5 protein-coding genes are annotated in these 6,009 nt (G+C 54.4%); 1 reads left to right on the top strand and 4 read right to left on the bottom strand.

The genetic code is table 11. The features are described from left to right. Positions 1-65 precede the first annotated feature (65 nt). Positions 66-1,313: a mechanosensitive ion channel family protein gene (locus DWB85_RS19100; protein WP_117957661.1), complete on the top strand. Its 1,248-nt coding sequence runs from the start codon at positions 66-68 to the stop codon at positions 1,311-1,313. Between the two features lie 70 nt (positions 1,314-1,383). Here the strand turns inward: DWB85_RS19100 and DWB85_RS19105 are convergent, their stop codons facing one another. The 4 genes from DWB85_RS19105 to DWB85_RS20045 form a co-directional block, all read right to left on the bottom strand. After that, positions 1,384-2,694, bottom strand: coding sequence for a patatin-like phospholipase family protein (locus tag DWB85_RS19105; RefSeq protein WP_162846208.1), 1,311 nt, complete (start codon positions 2,692-2,694; stop codon positions 1,384-1,386). Between the two features lie 252 nt (positions 2,695-2,946). After that, complete coding sequence (locus tag DWB85_RS19110) at positions 2,947-4,401, bottom strand: alpha/beta hydrolase (RefSeq protein ID WP_117957665.1); 1,455 nt, start codon at positions 4,399-4,401, stop codon at positions 2,947-2,949. A 1,056-nt stretch (positions 4,402-5,457) separates the two neighbouring features. Continuing rightward, entirely contained in the window at positions 5,458-5,703 is a 246-nt protein-coding gene (locus DWB85_RS19690) for a restriction endonuclease (protein ID WP_205422826.1), read from the bottom strand. Beyond that, a complete protein-coding gene (locus tag DWB85_RS20045; protein ID WP_420820282.1) occupies positions 5,612-5,842 on the bottom strand; it encodes a restriction endonuclease in 231 nt (76 codons plus the stop codon). The genes DWB85_RS19690 and DWB85_RS20045 overlap by 92 nt, the downstream gene beginning before the upstream one ends. Positions 5,843-6,009: the final 167 nt, after the last annotated feature.

Raw genomic sequence — 6,009 nt, forward strand, 5'->3', positions numbered from 1 at the left:
ACTCAATTTATTTGATCGTCGCGCCCTGCTGCCGTTGTTGAGAGGCGACCCACCTGAACCTCCGGATGGAACTAAACAGATGCGGCTCAGGCTTCTATGAAAATTTGTGGGACAGCAGTGACACGATATATAATCACGCGGTGTGGAAATGGACCGCGCTGTTCTTGCTGATTGTTACAGGTCTTTGCTTCGTTGCGTTAATACATCGTTGGACTCAACGGCATCTTCATGGTCATTCTCCGGTCGTATATCTTGGCCGCGTACTCACTCCACTTACCCTGCTTTTAATTCCGCTGGTGCTTTACGCGGTAAACCGTCAGCTCACCTTGACAGGATGGGTTTCGGGCGGCGTCACGCTGTTGGCAGAAGCCTTCGTGTATTATGCGCTGGCATGGATTGTATGGAGCGGTTCGATAGCGATTTCCGAAGCGATTATCGCTTCACCGAAGGTTCGCGACCGAAGTCTTGATGCACAGGTACTGCGCCTCGCTGCACGCACTATCGGAATTGTGGCGCTGGCGGTCATCGTTCTTCATATCAGCAATCGATTGGGCGCGCCTTTGTATAGCCTTGTGGCAGGCGTGGGTATCGGTGGCCTGGCCATAGCGCTGGCGGTGCGATCGAGCCTCGAGAACATCCTCGGTGGATTGATGCTTTTTGCCGATAAGCCCGTGCGTATTGGTGACTTCTGTCGCTTTGGCGATGACTATGGCACCGTTGAGGATATTGGCATGCGCTCGACGCGGCTGCGCAAGCTTGACGACACGCTTGTCACTATCCCCAATGCAGAATTCGCGCAACGCGATTTGACCAACTATGCAAGGGTTAGAAGGCGCCTGTACAACACCACGCTTGGATTGCGCTATGAGACCAGCCCGGAGCAACTGCGGTATGTCATTGCTGATATCCGTAGCATGTTGCTTGGGCATCCGAAAGTGTCCCCCGATCAACTGCAGGTTCGATTTCACAGCTTCGGCGCCTACTCGCTGGACATATTTATCTTCGCGTATGTCCGCACACGGGATATTCTGAACTTTCGGGCAATCTGCGAGGATATCAATTTCAGAATCATGGATATCGTCCAGGAGGCTGGTACCGGCTTTGCATTTCCCTCGCAAACCACGTACATCGGCCAGGATACAGGCCTGGACAATGAGCGAGGAAAGGCAGCCGAAATGCAGGTCCGAGCCTGGCGATCAGGTGGGCGTTTGCCGTTTCCCGAGTTCGACGCGGAGCAGATCCGGGAGATGGAGGACAGATTGGACTATCCGCCGGAAGGGTCTCCAGATTTCAAGTCGGGAGATAGCCGTTGATTTGACGGCACAGCCAGCTAAATTGCTCCGGCTGACAATGACCGGAGCTGTCGTAGGGAAAGAAAGGCCGTCATTCAGGTACCGCTTCTATATCGGCCATCAGTCTACGAAAGTTCGAATTAGCATGTAGCAACTCGCCTCCGACTTCGATCAGCGCATCCACCTGTTCGTTGCTGAGGGAGAAAGAAGTGGGTATGTTGTTGAAGAACGCCTGCCTGACAGGGTCGGTGACCTGACTCAGGCTGAGATGGATAAAATATGTCTCCACCGGGTGCTCAGGTGTCGACAGTTCCCGGCTCACTTCTTCGAGGGCCTGCTGCGCCAGCGTCAGCGTGCCGGCGGTGTAGCGATGCAGTTGTACAGAGCTCATAGCCTCCATTACCTCAGTCAAATGCGGTACCTTGTTCGACCGGTTCATTTGGTACCCGGGCTCCGTGGCAGCATCGACGATGATCATTACCACGCGGCGCGGTGGCTTTCTTTCGTGGCGCTGAAGATAGCTTTTAACGCCGCCGTCCCACACGCTGAGGTTGTAAATGGCGCGCAGCCCCAGATTGTCGGTAATGCCGCCATCAACCAGATGCACGTATGGACGCTTATCCTTGTCAAAGTAGCTCTCGATCGCTCGCAGTTCCATCTCCAACTGAGGTTCGCCCGCCACAGCAGCGTGGGCGTACTCCATGGTCACCGGACTCTGGTATTGGCAGTCCGCAAAGTTCTGAAGTACCACTGGCGTGAAAAGACCCGGTACCGCCGAAGACGCTGCGACGGCTCTGGATACGGGAAAGTCCAGGATATCGGAGCAAAGCATATTGAAGTAGTCCTGGCTAAACCAGATGCTGTTGCCGGCCGCCAGGTCTGAGGCATTGACAAGAATCAACGGTCCGCCTGCATTCAGCAGGTCAGAGTAGGTGGCTCCCCGGAATACGTTCCCTTCGTAGTACTCTACAGCCAGCTCCGTTCGCCCGAATGACCTGAACCAGTTAAAGGGGTTACTGAGGCGTTTGAGGAGATCTCCCTGCACATTCTTGCGCAGAAATACCGATTCGTAGTCCGAGAAAATACCGTCTCCATGGAGGCCGTAGTAGACCGAAGTGAAACTCCCCCCGGAAACAGAACTGATAGCGTCCACGGCGTCAAGCAGGCGGATCTCTCCACGGCTGGTATCGACTTCGACATCCCGCAGTGCTTTCAGTACGCCGTAGGAGAGTGCGGCCGCTCGGGTTCCACCGCCGGAGAATGCCAGAAGAAACGAATTCTCTCCCTCGGCGAATCGCGGCTGGAATGCCTCGACCGAATAGGTCGAGGCAGTATCGCCATGAGTCAGCAGCGTATTATCGATATTTCCGTAGGAGGTACAGCCGACTAAGGTGGAGAGCAAGGCGCAAACCACCATTGACCGGGATCGGATCATACATGGGTTCGGTCCGTTGTCTTTAGGGTGGATGCTCCGTATCTGCCGCTTTGGTATCCCGCCTGCTCGTTGAGACATATTCTCGTGAGACCTTGTGATATGGAATTGGATACCGGGAGCATGTATACACACATGCACAGAAGGGTCATGTATCCCGGCGCCGATTCGGGGTTGGTAAATTCGCGACTCCAGCCGCGAAAAGTTTACGCAGATAGTATGCTACTCAAGCTGAATAAATGCCATGGTGCGCGCCTCCAGGTAGGAATAGAAAGGATTCCAACGAAGCCTCAGCAGCGAATCTTCACTGATGACCAGGGCACCCTTTTCGCCGCGGATTGAAATATCGCCAAGTCGAATACCCGGGCTGGGCTGGTCCGGGTGGCCACCATAGAGCGGATCACCCGGCGGGAACGGCAGGGCAACGTGCGAAAGCGAGTAGACACCGCGGGGCCAACTCAGCTGCAGGTCTTCCTCGTCGAACCCCTTGTGTCCGGGCCGCCAGTGGCGCGCCACCACCTGTGAACTGTGCGCATTTGAATTCGTCAGCAGAGTCAATTCAAAGGTATTGCGGGGTGCCTGCTGGAGAGCTGACAGCATGGTATCCGGACGCCAGCGCAGAATGTCCTCGATACCTGACTGGCGGTTGATGTCGAACAGAACCAATTCGTGCCGGCCCGCCGGAAGATGGTCGAACAGGTTACTCACCAGGGCGGGCGCTTGTACGGTGGCATCGATGACAGAAGAGAATGCCAGCACCGGCGGCATACGGTCGAGATGGCCGCCTGCTTTCAGTCTCTCGATCTCGCGTTGAATTTCGGTGGTAATTCTGTGTGATAAATCTCCCGCATTTACTGCGAACGAGCCGTATTTGAAAGGTTCGTATTCGGGCAGGATTGCATTCCAGGCCAGTTTTTCCATGCCGAGCAGGTAGCCCAGGCGCGCCTGCCACCGCGCCAGGGCGGCGGCGGGCGTGACACCGATCTCAGGCGAAAGCAGCACCAGTCCGTCGATCTTCGGCACCTCGGGATTATCGAGGGTCGCGAGGGCGTAGTGCACCGCGAGTGCCGCGCCGTTGGAGTAACCGACAAGATAGATGGGGAGCGCCGGCTCGGACTCCGCCAGATGCCTCACCGCGATGCGCACGGCCGCAGCCATATCCTGCCAGGTTACCTCCAACAGGCCGGAGGGAGCCGTGCCGTGGCCGGGTATCCTGAGCCCGAGGCCGGTTGCTCCCGCAGCCTGCAAACGCTTCCCCAGATGGTGCAGGCTGTAGGGAGCGTCAGACAGCCCGTGCAGCAACAGCACGGATGCCTTCGGAGATTCTGCCTCCAGCAGGAAACTGCGATTCCAGTCAGGTTTCCATCGTTGGGGGTCTGCGAGACTGCCACGTTGATAGCGGTTTATCTTGAGTCCGCTGGCTGGACCGGCTCCGGAATAGATCAACTCATCCAGCTGGGCAAATAGCCGATCCTCAAGATCGAGGTATTCTTCGAAAGTGGCGACCGGAGAATCTTCGGTGAACTCCTCATCAAGGACTACGGTGTGCCAGACGGCCAGGTCCGGCCTGCTGTCGAGATAGCGGATAAAGACAACCAGCAGGGTCAGGAATGACCCGATAACGCAGTACAGCGCCACTTTTGCCAGTTTGCCGATGACATGTAATCCGTTGCTCATTGGTCGAATAATATCCCAATTTCACGGGTGCCGCTTGCCTCGCAGACTGTTGGAGAAAGATGCGGTCATGTATAAGCAGAAGTAACGGCTTGTCGATAATATTTGGTCGCCGAACCGGTGGTCGATCGAAAAGAGGCAATGCCTCCGATGGAGCTTGGGATGGTGGTGCCATGTGAGGCAGGTTGGGGGTGTCCTATTCCTTGTCGCGTAGATGAACCAGAATTCTAAAGGTGACGTCTTATTCCTCAACGCAGGCGATGACTTTTGCTCATCCACCCCAACCGCCGCAGACCTCGATATTGATGTTGAATGCGTGCTTGAGCCGTCAAGCCTGGGTGATCAAGGAACCCTGTTCGGCGGTGTCGGGAACTTGGGCATTTTCAATTTGATTGTCTTCGGTCTGAAGGCTACAACCTACACGTTTGTACCCGCATATCCCTGTAAATTCCCTGTTAAGCTGGCTCAGGCACCCTGAGTTTTTGAAAAAGTCAAAGAAATTAATCGGGTAGGGCGGAGTTCTCGCCAGGGACTGCCGTGAATTTGATGAGTTCCCTGTAGATTTCCCACTATCAGGGAATTTTCCGGAGAGAATACCTGCTCAGACTGCCACCACCGCCATTTTAAGCCCTAAGCGATTGATTCTCTTAGGGTTTTTTATTGCCTCTCTATAGACCCACACCTTGACCCACACTAGCAGTTTTTTTAGCTACTGCCTGCCCCTCTCGGGACTTCGGGCGGATTTGCTAGGGCGCGTTTAACAACGTCTGCAACGCTGTCCCGCGTTATGCCGTTGCGCTCGCAGTAACTGGATTCCAGCCAGTCGGCTAGGTCTCTCGCACCCTTGCTGGCATTGCAGGATGAACAGCACCGGGCGATATTTTCACGGGTAACGATCCGGGCATCGTTCACGATGTGCTCCCATGTTGGGATCGTCTTGCGGGTAGTGTGTTCGATAGAAAAATCGACGTGACAGTAAACGCAATCTTGATCGCGTTCGATCACTTCGCGTTCGAGCCAGTCCGGTATATTCCAACTGTTAGCCATGTCTGGCGGTACCTACTCGTCGAAGTAATCAGAATCAATTTTCTTGATTTCGTAGATGCCCGCCGTGGATACACCAACATTATGATCAACCATAAGCTGTGACAGGCGTTCACCATCAATCAGTATTATTCGGGTGTCGATGTTCTGAGCATAATCCTTTGCCTCTTTAGTGAAAAAAAGAGGTAGATATAAAAATCCCCTTTTTAGCGCGCCTTCCTTGCAGCGCGCCTGCAAACTTCTGGATTTCGGGGCGACCAACTGTGCCCTCCCATCGCTTCGCCTGAATGTAAATTACGTCCAAGCCTAGCTTGTCTTCATTTATTATCCCGTCTATGCCACCGTCACCCGATTTACCAACGGCTTTAGCAGCGTCTTGTCGATTGCCGCCATATCCCATCTTTAGTAATAGGTCGATTACAGCCCGTTCAAAAAAGTATGGCGAATCACTGCTGTCCGGTTAACTGAGCCCATGATCCACGTAACTCCATGAATAGACTCCATTTTTTACCAATAAATTGTGGTGTCGACTTGAACGTAATAGAGCTTTCGGGCGACCTTTCGGGA

Source organism: Seongchinamella sediminis, assembly GCF_003457605.1.
Lineage (GTDB): Bacteria > Pseudomonadota > Gammaproteobacteria > Pseudomonadales > Halieaceae > Halioglobus > Halioglobus sediminis.